This is a genomic window from Mesorhizobium sp. U510, assembly GCF_059180695.1.
In genome coordinates this window covers 6,478,481-6,491,993 of the sequence record NZ_CP180532.1, presented here as the reverse complement: position 1 = coordinate 6,491,993, position 13,513 = coordinate 6,478,481, and the positions used below count along the sequence as shown (strand labels likewise).

General features: G+C 65.1%; 11 protein-coding genes. 2 read left to right on the top strand and 9 right to left on the bottom strand.

From position 1 onward, the window contains the following. Positions 1–15: 15 nt before the first annotated feature. The 4 genes from ACLGL5_RS33565 to ACLGL5_RS33550 all read right to left on the bottom strand — a co-directional run bounded on the left by ACLGL5_RS33565 (position 16) and on the right by ACLGL5_RS33550 (position 2,835). Positions 16–1,113: an AbrB family transcriptional regulator gene (locus ACLGL5_RS33565; RefSeq protein WP_019860735.1), complete on the bottom strand. Its 1,098-nt coding sequence runs from the start codon at positions 1,111–1,113 to the stop codon at positions 16–18. Between the two features lie 67 nt (positions 1,114–1,180). Beyond that, positions 1,181–1,489, bottom strand: coding sequence for a putative quinol monooxygenase (locus ACLGL5_RS33560; RefSeq protein WP_019860734.1), 309 nt, complete (start codon positions 1,487–1,489; stop codon positions 1,181–1,183). A gap of 64 nt (positions 1,490–1,553) precedes the next feature. Then, on the bottom strand, positions 1,554–2,336 hold the full coding sequence (locus ACLGL5_RS33555) for an SDR family NAD(P)-dependent oxidoreductase (protein WP_019860733.1): 783 nt from the start codon (positions 2,334–2,336) through the stop codon (positions 1,554–1,556). Positions 2,337–2,397: 61 nt separating this feature from the next. Continuing rightward, the gene (locus tag ACLGL5_RS33550) at positions 2,398–2,835 is read right to left on the bottom strand and encodes a DsrE family protein (RefSeq protein ID WP_019860732.1); all 438 of its coding nucleotides are present in this window, start codon (positions 2,833–2,835) and stop codon (positions 2,398–2,400) included. Positions 2,836–2,930: 95 nt separating this feature from the next. Here ACLGL5_RS33550 and ACLGL5_RS33545 point away from each other — a divergent pair, with 95 nt between their 5' ends. After that, entirely contained in the window at positions 2,931–4,034 is a 1,104-nt protein-coding gene (locus ACLGL5_RS33545) for a hypothetical protein (protein WP_069093007.1), read from the top strand. Positions 4,035–4,277: 243 nt separating this feature from the next. On the opposite strand, the gene ACLGL5_RS33540 is transcribed toward ACLGL5_RS33545, so the two are convergent. Together ACLGL5_RS33540 and ACLGL5_RS33535 are read right to left on the bottom strand one after the other, a co-directional pair. After that, a complete protein-coding gene (locus ACLGL5_RS33540) occupies positions 4,278–5,225 on the bottom strand; it encodes a cation diffusion facilitator family transporter (protein ID WP_019860730.1) in 948 nt (315 codons plus the stop codon). 5 nt (positions 5,226–5,230) lie between these two features. Next, positions 5,231–7,420, bottom strand: coding sequence for an anthranilate synthase (locus tag ACLGL5_RS33535; RefSeq protein WP_064981644.1), 2,190 nt, complete (start codon positions 7,418–7,420; stop codon positions 5,231–5,233). A gap of 317 nt (positions 7,421–7,737) precedes the next feature. Between ACLGL5_RS33535 and ACLGL5_RS33530 the strand changes: the two genes are divergently transcribed. Beyond that, positions 7,738–8,508: an isocitrate lyase/PEP mutase family protein gene (locus ACLGL5_RS33530; RefSeq protein ID WP_064980633.1), complete on the top strand. Its 771-nt coding sequence runs from the start codon at positions 7,738–7,740 to the stop codon at positions 8,506–8,508. 1 nt (position 8,509) lies between these two features. On the opposite strand, the gene ACLGL5_RS33525 is transcribed toward ACLGL5_RS33530, so the two are convergent. From ACLGL5_RS33525 to ACLGL5_RS33515, 3 genes are all read right to left on the bottom strand, one after another. Then, positions 8,510–9,565, bottom strand: a complete 1,056-nt coding sequence (locus tag ACLGL5_RS33525; RefSeq protein WP_064980631.1) for a M14 family metallopeptidase — start codon at positions 9,563–9,565, stop codon at positions 8,510–8,512. A gap of 111 nt (positions 9,566–9,676) precedes the next feature. Next, entirely contained in the window at positions 9,677–10,852 is a 1,176-nt protein-coding gene (locus tag ACLGL5_RS33520; RefSeq protein WP_069093006.1) for an MFS transporter, read from the bottom strand. Positions 10,853–11,013: 161 nt separating this feature from the next. Then, the gene (locus ACLGL5_RS33515; protein WP_069093005.1) at positions 11,014–13,380 is read right to left on the bottom strand and encodes a membrane-bound PQQ-dependent dehydrogenase, glucose/quinate/shikimate family; all 2,367 of its coding nucleotides are present in this window, start codon (positions 13,378–13,380) and stop codon (positions 11,014–11,016) included. Positions 13,381–13,513 lie beyond the last annotated feature (133 nt).

Here is a 13,513-nt window from a genome sequence, read left to right as displayed (position 1 = left end):
AAGCGCTGCAGCCTGTCAGTCCCGGATGCTTCTGGCAACCAGCCGGGCGACGCTCGGGCCGACGAGCAGCACGACCAGGAACCGGGCCGATTGCAGCGCCATGACGAAGGAGATGTCGACGTTCTGCGCCGCGGCGGCGATGATGGCGACGCTGTCCATGCCGCCGGGGCTGGTCGCCAGATAGGCAGTCAGCGGATCGATGCCCAGGAGATGGCTGATCAGGAAGGCGAGCCCGCCGCAAAAGGCGATCAGCGCCACGATCGAGGCGATGATCTGCGGCAGAGCACGCGTCGCATGGCGCAGGATCGGCCTGGTGAAGTTCAGCCCGATCGACCAGCCGACCATGGCGTAGCTGATTGCCAGCAGCCAGGGCGGCAGCTGCATCTCGACGCCAAGGCCGAGATGGACGACGGTGCCGAAGATGAAGGTGCCGAGGAAGAAGGGCGAGGGCAGCCGGCACAGCTTCCCCGCAAGGCCGCCGACCAGCGCGATACCTGACGTGGCGGCGAAGGCTTGGGCATCGATCGGCGGAAACCAGATGATGGGCGGGACTTCGATGCCCGATGTGTCGACCCACATCTTGGCGACGATCGCCGCCGTCATCGAAACGAAGATGACCCGCAGATACTGCATGAAGGCGACGAGGCGCTGGTCGGCGCCAAAAGCGCCGGCCATCAGCACCATGGCGGTGGCGGCGCCAGGCGAGGAGCCCCAGACGGCGGTGGTGCCGGGCAGGATGCGCCAGCGGCTGATCAGCCAGCCAAGCAGGCTGGAGGCCGCGACTGTCGCAATCACCACGCCCAGGAACAGCGGCCACTCGGCATAGAAGACGGGAAAGATGTCGGCCGAGATCGACGCGGCGACGAGACAGCCGACAATGGCCTGGGCGGAGCCGAACAGCAGGCGCGGCACCCGCACCGTGGCGCCATTGGTGCCGGCGATGATCGCCGCCAGCATCGGTCCGATCAGCAGCGCCGCCGGCAGAGCGGCCAGTTCGAGCGCGCTGGCGAACAGGGCCGAGATGGTGAGCAGGACCAGCCATTGCCAGGGCTTGCCCATACGCGCCATGCGCTCGGTGGCAAGCTGGTCGGGAGGCTGCGCCGAGGAATCCATGTTTCGGTCTTAGACGCCAAGCACGGCGATGCGAACCCCGCCGTGCTGAAAAAGCTGCCCGAAGGCCTCAGCCCGTCTTGCCGTCAGGCAATCCGAAGCCGCCGACCGGATGGGTCTCCACCTGGAACTCGAAGCCGGCGATGAAGGGGCGCGCCTTGGCGATTGCCGCCTGAACTTCCGGAAGCTGCAGCGAGGCCTTGTGGCTTGCCTGGTCAGTCCACACTTCGGTCACCCAGATCGCATCGGCGTCGGCCGGGTCGGTGGCGACGATATAGCTCAGGCAGCCCGGCAGGGCGCCGGTGCTGGCGCGCAGCACGTCCATGACCGAGTCGCGCTGGCCGCGCGCCGCCCGCATCTTGCCGATCAGTCCGTACATTCAGCTGTCTCCCCTTCAAAGTCTTCGACAAGAGTATGCGGACCGTCAGTATGCAGATAGCCGGTCACGGCATCAACTGGCCGCCATTCACCTCGATCACCTGGCCGGTGATGTAGCCGCTCAGCAGGTCCGACGAGAGGAACAGGTAAGCGCCGACGCAGTCTTCCGCCGTGCCGGCGCGGCCCTGCGGAATGGTGGCGACCATGCCCTTGATCTGCTCCTCGGTCGAATAGCGCTCATGGAAAGGGGTGAGAATCGTGCCGGGCGCCACGGCGTTGACGCGGATGCCGAAGCCGATCAGTTCCTTGGCCATGCCGCGTGTGACATTGGAGACGAAGGCCTTGGCCGAGCCGTAGAGGCCGGCGCCGCCGCCGGCACCATTGCGCGCGGCAATTGACGAGGTGTTGACGATGAAGCCGCCCTGCTTCTTCAGCCATGGCATCGCCTTGCGCGAGGCTGTCAGCACCGAACGCGCATTGAGGTCCATAACCGCGTCGTAATGCGCTTCGGTCTGGTCGGCATAGGGTATGCGGCCGAGCATGCCGCCGGCATTGTTCACCAGCCCGTCGAGGCGTCCGAAATGCTGCGCGCTGTCCTCGACGACGCGCTCGACGTCGGCGGGAACGGAAAAGTCGCCCTGGACGAGGAACACCTCGCCGCCGCTGTCACGAATGGTCTTGGCGAGTTTCTCGGCGGCCTCCTGGCTCGAATTGTAATGCAGCGCCACCCTGGATTTCTGCGCGGCATAGGCCAGCGCGAGGGCCGCGCCGATACCGGTCGAGGCACCGGTGACCAGCACCGCCTTGCCGGCGAGATCGGGAATGCTGAGTGTATTGGTGGCTGGCACTGTTGTTCCTCCGGGATGTCTGCCGCCCTTCGTAGGCCTTTGCCACCCCGGTGTTCAAGCCTCAGGGGCGCAGATAGGCATAGCCCTGGCTTTGCAGTTCCGCGAGCTTCACGACGCCACCCTTGTCGGCGGCATGGAAGCCGTCGAGCAGGTCGGCAAGCGAAATATCCATGCCCCGCATGGTGTTGCCGCAGGCTTGCGGCTCGAGCCCTTGCTGCACCAGGCCGGCGAAGCGGCCGGAGATAGCGGCCGATATGCCCTTCGACTTGAAGCTCGCCAGGGCCGGGCCATGCACGACCAGCACGATGTCGGCATTGCCGCCGGTGCCCTCATAGTGGTTCTTGATGTTGCCGAGCACGAAGTTGACCTTGTCCACATCGCTCAGATGATAGGCAACCTTCAGCCGTGGGGTTTCCGTCGCCGCGGCCTGCGCGGCCCGCAGGCCAAGAAACGTCCCGGTTCCGGCAAGAACCGCGCGGAACATGTCGCGTCGGCGCATGGCATCCTCCTCAGATTTCACCGCTATTTGCGTGGCTGCGGCCGCAATACTAGCATAAGTTGACGCTACGTCCTGTCGATGCGAGGAGAGGTCACATGACGTTCAGGGCAAGGGAATGGAAGATAATCGCGGGCGCCGGATTTGGTGCCGCGCTGCTTGGTTTGCTGACAGGCACAGCCGTCGCTGACGACGCGCTCAAGCTCAGGGAACTCAGCCCGAGCGGGGCGGACGTCTGTTTCGGCCGGGTCTATGACGCGGCCCATCTCAAGGCGCATCCGAAGCAGAAGGTGGCACGGATCTTCTTCTACTATGGTCATGACCCGGTCAGCCGGCCGAACGAAGAGCCCACGGCAAACGCCGACACATCCTATAATGGCTTTCTCACCACGACGTTGCGTGGCGCCAAGGCGCCGCAATGGGCCGGCGGCTGGTGCAACCATGAATCCGAGGATGGCACATCAGGGCCGATCCGTTGCGGCATGGACTGCGACCGCACCATGGCCTCGCTGAAGGTCGATGACAAAGGCCGTCTGGTTGTCACCGATGTCTCGGCCGACCTTTATCTCGATGCCGGATCGGAAGAGGAACTCGGCAAGGCCGAATATGACAGGCAGGCGCTGGGCACAGAGGACGACAATTTCCGCCTCGACCCGATGCCGGCCGCGACCTGCAAGGCCGAGTTCGCGCGCATCGACCCGATCGATCCGGCGCTCGGCCTCCCGCTGCGCGAGCGGCTGAAGCCCGACCAGGCCTTCTGCTACGGCCGCGACTATGACGCGGCGCATCTGGCCTCGCATCCCGACCAGCGGACGCAGTCGATCCGAGTTTTCCGCGGGCCGGTGGAACTGGCGTCCTTCGCGTCGGGCGGTGACGTCGCCAACTGGCCTGACGGCGCCGACATCGCCGTTTCGGTGACCACCAGGCTGAAGTCGGGAAAGGTCACGCAGACCTATTCCTGCCAGGGCGAAGCCGACCAGTGGCGCTGCGCGGCAAGCTCGAAGATGAGCGATTTCTCCTGCGACATCGCGCAGAAGGAAATCTTCCTCAAGCGCGGCGCTAACGGCACGATGATGCTGGCCAATCCCAACAGCAGCCTGGCGATCGTCGATCTCTGCTCGAAGGCAGCGGACGGCAAGACGAAGTCGGACGACAAGGTCTATCGGCTGGTGCCAATGCCGCAATCGGCCTGTGCGCCTTGAATACCAGCGCGTGGTCATCCTATGGCGTAGCAAGGAGCGAAGCGACGCGGCTTAGACCATAGGATCCATGCCGGGACTCCTGAGCGCTGCTGCGGTGCAGAATTGTCTTCCGCCGTGTGCTTCATCCTAGGTCGCGGCATGGATCCTCGGGTCTCCGCGACGGAGCTTCGCTCCTGCTCCGCCCGTGGATGACGAAGTCGAGAGGCTTCGACTAATTTTCCAAGGTCGCGCCGGCGAACCGCCTCACGCAAACGGTACGGCCGTCGTGCCTTTCGGCAGCTTGGCCTCGTCGTCGGGCTCGACATGGATGGTGACGCGCACCGAGGGGATTTCGGCTTTCAGCGCGTCTTCGATGCGGTCGCAGATGACGTGGCTGGCGCCGACCGACATGTCGGCGTCGACGACCAGATGGAACTCGATGAAGGTGGCGCGGCCGGCGATGCGGGTTTTCAGGTCGTGCACCTCCAGCGCGCCCTTGCAATTGGCCGAGATGACGTCGCGGATGCGCATGTGTTCCTGCGTGTCGACGGCACGGTCCATCAGGCCGTTCATCGACGAGCCGATGACGTGCCAGCCCTGCCACAGGATGTTGAGCGCGACGATGACGGCAAGCGCCGGATCGAGGATATGCCAGCCGGTCAGGATTGCCCCGACCAGACCGCCGAAGACGCCCACCGAGGTGACGACGTCGGTCATGATGTGGTTGCCGTCGGCGACGAGCGCCGGCGATTTCTCCGCCCGGCCGACGCGGATCAGCATCCAGGCCCAGAAGGCATTGATGACGGTGGCGACGCCGTTGACGGCAAGACCTTTCCAGGGCTGTTCGAGTGGTGCTGGCGTCTGCCAGCTCCGCCAGACCTCGTTGAGGATCAACAGCGCGGCAACGACGATCAGCACGCCTTCGAGCACCGCCGAGAAATATTCCGCCTTGTGATGGCCGAATGGATGATCCTGGTCGGCCGGCTTGTAACTGACCTGGATCGCCCACAAGGCGGCGACCGAGGCAATGACGTTGACGATCGATTCCAGAGCGTCCGAATAAAGTGCGACGGAGCCGGTAATGTACCAGGCGGCCAACTTCAGCGCGAGCACGACAAAGGCGACCACGATCGACCAGAAGGCAAGGTTGGCGACCCTGCGCTTCGCGGCCGCCTTGGCTGCGATCGCCATCGTGTTCTCGGCTTCGGCCATCGAGGTCAGGCTGCCTTTTCCTTCGCCTTGCGCGGCAAATGGGCGACGATGTTCTCGATGATGCGCATGCCGGCATTGTGGCCGAGCGTCATGATCGATTCCGGATGGAACTGCACCGCCGCGATCGGCTCCTTGCGGTGCTCGAAAGCCATGATAATGCCGTCCTCCGTCTCTGCCGTGACGATGAAATCATCGGGCAAGCGCACCGGATCGGCGAAGATCGAGTGATAGCGGCCGACAGTGACTTCCTTGGGCAGGCCGGAGAAGATGATGCCCGGCTTGGAGACGCGGATGCGCGAGGGCTTGCCGTGCATGGGAATATGCAGTTGCCTGAGTTCGCCGCCATAGGCCTCGGCCAGCGCCTGCAGGCCCAGGCAGACGCCGAAGATCGGCAGGTCGCGGGCGCGCGCTCGCCTGATGGTCGCGGCGCAATCGAAATCCTTCGGCGTGCCCGGTCCGGGCGAGAGCACGACCAGGTCCGGCTTCAGCCGCTCGAACACTTCCTCCGGCACCGGCGTGCGCACGGTCGAGACATTGGCACCGGTCTGGCGGAAGTAGTTGGCCAGCGTGTGGACGAAAGAGTCCTCGTGGTCGACGAGCAGGATATTGACACCGTCGCCGACCCGCGCGGTGGTGCGCTCGGTGCTGGCGGAGTTGCCGGTCTTGGCGTCGCGGATGGCGGAGAGCATGGCGGATGCCTTCAGTTCGGTTTCGGCTTCTTCTTCCTCGGGGATGCTGTCGAACAGCAATGTGGCGCCGGCGCGCACCTCGGCGATGCCGTCCTTGATGCGGATGGTGCGCAGCGTCAGGCCGGTGTTCATGTCGCCGTTGAAATTGACCATGCCGATCGCCCCGCCATACCAGGCGCGCGGGCTCTTTTCGTTCTGCTCGATAAAGCGCATGGCCCACAGTTTCGGCGCGCCGGTGACGGTGACCGCCCAGGCATGCGACAGGAAGGCGTCGAAGGCATCCATGCCTTCGCGCAGCCGGCCCTCGATGTGATCGACCGTGTGGATCAGGCGCGAATACATCTCGATCTGGCGGCGACCGATGACGCGCACAGAGCCGGGCTCGCAGACCCGCGACTTGTCGTTGCGGTCGACATCCGAGCACATAGTGAGCTCGGACTCGTCCTTCTTCGAATTGAGCAGTTTCAGGATCTGTTCGCTATCCGAGATCGCATCGTCGCCGCGCTTGATGGTGCCGGAGATCGGGCAGGTTTCGACGCGCCGGCCATTGACGCGCACGAACATCTCGGGCGAGGCGCCGATCAGATATTCGTTTTCGCCGAGGTTGATGAAGAAGGAATAGGGCGAGGGGTTGATCGATTTCAGCTTGCGCGAAATGTCGGAGGGTTGCGTCTCGCAGCGCTCGTAGAACATCTGGCCGGGCACGACCTCGAACAGGTCGCCGCGCTTGAACGAGTCCATGGCGCGCCGCACCAGATTGGCATATTCGCCCGGCTCATGGTCGCCGCGCGGCGGGATGCGGTCGGCGGTCTTGAACGGCTCGGCGATTGCGTCGCGGGCTAAGCCTTCCGTCGAAAATCCTTCGCCCGAATAGTCGTAGCGGTCGGTCCAGGCCTTGGCGGAATAATGGTCGACGACCAGGATCTCGTCGGGCAGGAACAGCACGAGGTCGCGCTGGCTGGGCTTGCGCTCGAGCTTGTAGTCGACCGGGTCGAACTGGAAGGAGAGGTCGTAGCCGAAGGCGCCATAGAGGCCGAGATTGGCGTCTTCGTCGGTTTTGAACAAAGCGGTGATGGCGCGCAGCACGGTGAAGACCGAGGGCACGCGGCTGCGCTCTTCCTCGGTGAAGACGCGGCCGGGTTTGGCGACGTCGAGGCGGATCAGCGTCTTCGTCGTCTCGGCGATGGTGATGTCGGCAAGGCCGCCCAGCGTCTTGCCGATGACCGGCAACAGAGCCTCGCCGCGGCGGTTCAGCGCCTCGATGCGCATGGCGCGGCCGCGCGCGGAGATGACCAAAGGCGGATCGATGATGGCGGTGTCCCAGCGCGTGTAACGGCCGGGATATTCGTAATTCGAGGAAAACACCGCGCCCCGGCGCGAGTTCAGGCCATCGACATAGGCGTCGATCGCTCCCGCATACGGCCGGTCGTGGCGCTCACGCGTGATGGTGATGCCACCCGCGGTCACGAAGCTTTCAGCGCCGTTTTCCAGAACCTTCATCGTCATTGCCGTCTCCATCAGCTTGTTGGGGCAACGGACCCGGGACTGGCTTGGAAAAACAAATGGCCGCCCGGACTTTCCGTTGCGGCCACCCTCTCTTTTCACGCACGCGCGTTCGAACAGGCCGCTGTCAGCAGGCCCACCACCAAATGGTCTTGGTCGAACGCATGTTCATGGCGAAATCCATAGCGGCGAAAAACCGGATGCGCAACAGGTTTGAAAGGCTGTCCGGTGGCCGCCGCTTCCCGGGCTCATGGCACATCGCCACAGCCGGTGGCGTTGCCTAGACTATACATCCGACATCCAGAGAACGGGAAACACCCATGACCGACCAGGCCGAGCGCGCGCGGACGTTCCATTCCCTTCACATCAAGGGCAACCCGATCGTTCTTTACAATGCCTGGGATCCGGGCTCGGCCAAGATCGTCGAGAAGGCCGGCGCCAAGGCCATCGCCACAGGAAGCTGGCCGGTCGCGGCCGCCTTCGGCTATGCCGATGGCGAGAAAATCCCGCTGGAACTGGCGCTCGACAACATCAGGCGCATCGTGCAGGCGGTCGACCTGCCGGTGACCATGGACCTCGAGGGCGGCTACGGCGTCGAGCCGGAAGTCGTCGCCCAGACGGTGACGCGCGCCTTGCAGGCCGGCGCTATCGGCTTCAATTTCGAGGACCAGATCGTCGGCGGCACCGGCCTGCACGACATCACCGTCCAGGTGAAGCGGGTCGAAGCGGCCGCGGCCGCCGTCAAGGCCTCGGGTATACCGGCCTTCCTCAACGCCCGCACCGACATCTTCCTCAAGGCGAAGCCCGATGCGCATGACAAGACGCTGCTCGAGCAGGCGATCGAGCGGGCGCATGCCTATGAAAAGGCCGGAGCGAGTGGTTTCTTTGCGCCGGGCCTTGGCGACGAGGGTCTCATCGAGGCGCTGTGCAGGGCAACAGGACTGCCGGTCAACATCATCGCATTGGCGCATGTGCCGCCGCGCCAGCGGCTGGCCGAACTCGGCGTTGCCCGCATCAGCCACGGTCCGGTGCCGTATCGGCAAATGGCGGAATGGCTGGAGGCCAAGGCGCGGTTGGCGATTTCGGGCTAGGTCAGTCCTCGAGCGTACCCGACCTGGCATCGGCGCTTTTCCTGTCGCCGACCAGCTTCAGCAGATCCTCGCCGGCGCGAATGATGCGACGCGAGCGGCGGGTCAGGATGATGCCGTCCTGCGGCGCGAACACTTCCGCGCGGCCATCGGTTTCGCCCGGCGCGTGGACGATGGTGGCGAGCCGATCGCCCCTGACGACACGGTCGCCGGGCTTCACGTCATAGAGCACAGCGCCAGCTCGGGGGGCGGGCATCATGTCGATGTTTTCCAACGGCGCGACGACGCCCTTGAATGGGCCGGGCGCAGGCAGCGCGCCGTCGACGACCACGCCGCGTGCCACCAGCAGCCGGTAGAGCCCTTCGGCGTCGGCTTTGGCCAGGGCGCCATCGACATCGAGGATGCCGCGATATTCGACCGTGGTGGCGACACGGCGGTCGAACTTCGCCACGTCGGCAGGAACGTTCTGGTAGGGCATGATCGAGGCGCCCTCGAAGGTGCCGTCGGTGTCCTCGCTCCACAGCACCACCGCATCGACGCCCATGGCGGCGGCGCAATCGGCCATGGCCGGCCACAGGCTGGTGTGGATGTAGAGATAGGCAAGGCCCTCATCGTCGCAATGCAGGTCGAGCACGATGTCGTGGCCGAGCGACAGCTGCACCAGGCGGGACTTCAGCCGCTGGTCGGCGCCGCCAAAGCTGGTGTCGGGCAAGAGCTTGGCGTCGGGCGCGGCGAGCAGCGGAAAAGCACGGTTGAAATTGGTGCGGGTGCCCAAATGAAAGCGGCCCTGATGCTCGCCGAAATGATATTGCGCGCGGCCGATCGGGTTGGCCCAGGGCACGATGGTGATGTCGCCCTTGATGCGGCCTTCGGCAGCGGCCTTGTTCAGCGCCGGCATCAGCGCGTCGATGGCGACGACCCCCGGCAACTCGCCGGCATGGAGGGCGGCCTGCAGATAGGCCGATAGCGCCGCCTTGTCGGCGCCGGCGAAGCGAAACACCGGGAATTCGTAGGAAACGCCCTCGCTGTCGCCGGCGATGCGTTCGATCGATTTCTGCATGACTTTCTCCAGTTAGAGCGAGAAGACATGCCCATTTGAGGGATCGCTGTCGATTGGTCCAGTCGGCCGCGCTATGGGCGCAAGATTTCCGTCGCTTTGGCGAATCGACGTCTATTCGGCGGCAGCCTGGAGCGGGACAGGCGCGCGCCGGTCCAGCGCTTGCGACAGCACCGCGACGGTGACCGCCAGCAAGGCGAGCATCGCGCCGACCAGCGGCAGTTGGGCGTAGGAGACGCCCGCCGAAAGCGCCACGCCGCCGATCCAGGCGCCTCCGGCATTGCCGACATTGAAGGCGCCCTGGTTCAGCGTGGCGGCAAGGTTCGGTCCTTCGGAAGCGGCCTCGACGACGCGGATCTGCAGCGGCGGCACGACGACGAAGATGAGCAGTCCCCAGAGGAAGACAATGCCGATGGCGACGCTGGCAATCGCGCCGAACTGCATGAAGCCGACGAACAGCACTGCCATCAACAACAGCGTGCCGATGACGGTCGGCATCAGCTTCCAGTCCGCCAGCCGCCCGCCGATGATGTTGCCGATGGTCATGCCGGCGCCGAACAACAGGAGCACCCAGGTGACTGCAGACGTCGACAGGCCGGACACTTCAGTGAGGTAGGGTTTTATATAGGTGAAAACGGCAAACAGGCTGGCCGAGGCCAGCGAGGCGATGAGCATCGCCAGCCAGACCTGTAGCCTGCCCAGCACCCGCAACTCGCCGCGCAGGCCGCCGCCGCTCGGTTCGGCGACATCCCACGGCACCAGCCAGGCGATGGCAGCGACCGAGATCAAGCCGATGCCGACCACGGCGATGAATGTGGAGCGCCAGCCGAAAGCTTCGCCAAGTGCAGTACCGGCTGGAACGCCCAGAATGTTGGAAAGCGTCAGGCCGGCAAACATCAGGGCCATGGCGCTGGCGCGTTTGTTGCGCGGAACCAGGCTTGCGGCAACGACCGAGCCGATGCCGAAGAAAGCGCCGTGGCCAAAAGCGGTGAAGACACGCGCCGCCATCAGTGTCCAATAGTCAGGCGCGATGGCGCAGAACAGATTGCCGACGACGAACGACGCGGCCAGCCCCACCAGCACCGGCTTGCGCGGCAGATGCGCGGTGGCCATCGCGACGATCGGGGCGCCGAAGACGACGCCCAGCGCATAGCCGGTGACCAGCAGGCCGGCCGAAGGGATCGACACGCGAAGGTCGGCGGCGACCTCCGGCAGCAGGCCCATGATGACGAATTCGGTGGTGCCGATGCAGAAGGACGCAATGGCAAGCGCAAGGATCGGCAGAGGCATGGGGCGTCCAGACTGAATCGGTTCAATTTTCAGACTGCGCGAGTATCCATACCGGGCGCAATGTCTATCGCTGCAATGCAGCAATGCAGAAAGCGAGGAGCAGATCGAAATGGGGCGCCGAGGCGTCCCGTTTGTCGATCATCCGCGGAGGAACTTCCGGATCATGGCGCCTTCGGCAAGGCATAGGCGATGATATAGTCGCCGCGGTCGGGCGATTGGCGCGCCCCGCCCGCCGAGACGACGACGAACTGGCGGCCGCTTTCGGGCGAGGTGTAGGTCATCGGCGTTGCCTGCGCGCCAACCGGCAGGCGGCCTTTCCAAAGCTCCTCGCCGGTGGCGACATCGATGGCGCGCAGATAATAGTCCTGCGTGCCGGCATAGAAGACGAGGCCGCCCGCCGTGGTCACCGGGCCGCCGAGCGACGGCATGCCGATCGGGATTTGCAGGCCGGTCCTCATGCCGAGCGGGCCGGTGTCCTGCAGCGTGCCGGCCGGTATCTGCCAGACGAGTTTTCGCGTGTTCAGGTCGATGGCGCTGATCGTGCCGTAGGGCGGCTGGTGGCAAGGCACGCCGAGCGGCGACATGAAGCCGTTCTTCAGCGCGCCATAGGGCGTGCCGAGCTGGGTGCCCAGACCATCGTGCGCCGCCGAGGGACCGTAATTGTCGGCCACGGCGCGCGGCAGCAATTCGACGAATTGCGGCATGCGGATATCGTTGACGATCAGAGTGCCAGTGGCCTCGTCGATCGAGGCGCTGCCCCAGTTCATGCCGCCATAATAGCCGGGAAATTGCAGCGAGCGCGTCGGGCCGGGCGGCGTGAACTCACCCTCGTAGCGCAGCCTCTTGAAACCGATGCGGCAATAGAGCTGGTCGAACGGCGTGGCGCCCCACATGTTGGCCTCGGTGAATGGCTGATCGCCGATCGAGGGCATGCCGACCGAATAGGGTTGGGTCGGCGACAGGAAGTCCTCCTTGGCGCCGCCGTCCTGCGGCACCGGCTTTTCCTGGACTTCGGCGATCGGCTTGCCGTCGCGGCGGTCGAGCATGAAGATCTGGCCGCGCTTGGTCACCTGGATCAGCGCCGGCACCTTGCCGCCCTTGCCGTCGGGCACGTCATAGAGCGCCGGCTGCGAGGGAAGGTCGTAGTCCCACAGATCGTGATGCACGGTCTGGAATTTCCAGCGCTCGCGGCCGGTGGCGATGTCGAGCGCGACGACCGAAGCGGTGTAATCCTCCGCCGCCTTGCTGCGTTCGGCGCCGAAAAAGTCGGGCGTCGCGTTGCCGGTCGGCAGATAGACGAGGCCGAGCGCATCGTCATAGCTCGGCGTCGACCAGACATTGGGCGTCCCGCGCGTGTAGCTCTGGCCTTCCGGCGGCAGTTTGGTGATGGCGGGGTTGCCGAGGTCCCAGGCCCAGACCAACTCGCCCGTCCTTGCGTTGAAGGCACGGATGGCGCCGGAGGGCTCGCCGGTCTCGACATTGTCCCAGACCCAGCCGCCGACCATGATCAGGTCGCGCATGACGGTCGGAGCCGAGGTCTGGAAATAGAAGCCGGCCTTGATCTCGCCCATGCCTTGCTTGAGATCGACGGTGCCGCCCTGGCCGAAATCCGCGCAGGGCTGGCCAGTCCTGGCATCGATCTCGATCAGCCGCGCGTCGATGGTGGTCATGACGATGCGCCCGGCACAGGCGGCTGGAGAGCCGCCGGGCGCCGCATCGGCCGCGGGCTGGTAGTAGCTCACGCCGCGGCAGCGCTGCCACAGCGGCGCCGAGGCTTTCGGGTCGAATTTCCAGAGCGGCTCGCCGGTCTCGGCGTTGAGTGCATTGACGATATTTGTCGAAGAGCAGGTGTAGACGGTGTCGCCGATTTGCAGCGGCGTATTCTGGTCCTCGGCGCCCTTGGCCGGGACATCGCCGGTGCGGAAGGTCCAGGCGACCTTGAGGTCCTTCACATTGTCCTTGTTGATCTGGCCGATCGGCGCATAGCGGGTGCCGGCGGGCGTGCGGCCGTAATGGCGCCAGTCGGTGCTGGAGGCCGTCGCGACGGCAGGCGCCGGCGCTTGACTGGCGGCGACCGTGTCGCGGATGACGCCATGCGGCTGGAAGGCATAGGCGGCGGTGGCGACCAGGCCGAGCACGAGGATGCCGGCAAGGGTGAAGGGACCACGCTTGCCGCCGCTGGATGACGGGAACAGAGGCGCCAGCAGGAGAGCGATCACCGCAAGCACCGCCGGCGCGACGAGCCGCGGCACTAGCGGCCAGAAGTTCAATCCGGCCTCCCACAACGCCCAGGCAATGGTGGCGAGGAAAATGAGGATGTAGAGCCAGAAGCCGGCGCGGCGGCGCAAGGCAAAGAGAAACCCCGAGATGATGATGCCGGCACCGGCCAGCGCGTAATACCAGGAGCCGCCAAGGCCGATGAGCTGGACGCCGCCATAGAGCAGCGGCAGGCCGATGATCATCAGTACCAGGCCGAAAAGCACGAGCAGCCAGATGCCACCGGAGCTGTTGGAATCTTGGTTCGCCATGTCGGTCCTCACGCTTTTCCGGTTCGGTGCCTCGCTGTCGCGGCGGCCGAAAAGGGCCGTCAGGGCGATCTTTGGAGCTCGGTCGTCGGCTTCCGGTTTTGGCGACGGGGGCTTCGCCAGGGAAAAGAATTTT